We start from the raw sequence: 429 nt of genomic DNA on the forward strand, positions 1-429 counted from the left end.
TTCCTGCAGCTTTCCGGCTTCATGAGCATGAACCTCGACCGCCACATCATCGCCCACAAGGAATTCTTCATGAACCTTGTGAAGCACGATGGCGACAACGCCGAAAAGCACCGCGACTTCTATGACGAATATCTGGCGGTGATGGACCTGACGGCGGAGTTCTATCTGCAGACGGTCGACACGGTCTTCGTGCGCCATGCGCTGCCCAAGGGCGAGATGACGCATCGCGGCACCAGGATCGATCCGTCCGTCATACGCAACGTTGCCCTGTTCACGGTCGAGGGCGAGAACGACGACATTTCGGGTCTTGGCCAGACCAAGGCGGCGCAGGATTTGTGCGTCAACATCCCCGGCGACAAGAAGGCGCACTACATGCAGCCGGCAGTCGGCCATTACGGCGTCTTCAACGGCTCGCGCTTCCGCTCCGAA

Annotated in this window: 1 pseudogene; it reads left to right on the forward strand. The window is 59.4% G+C overall.

The features are described from left to right. A pseudogene (locus X744_RS139650) lies at positions 1–429 on the forward strand (polyhydroxyalkanoate depolymerase); the annotation flags it as partial.

Origin of the sequence: Mesorhizobium sp. LNHC252B00 (assembly GCF_000502955.1) — a bacterium.
Taxonomy (GTDB): Bacteria; Pseudomonadota; Alphaproteobacteria; order Rhizobiales; family Rhizobiaceae; genus Mesorhizobium.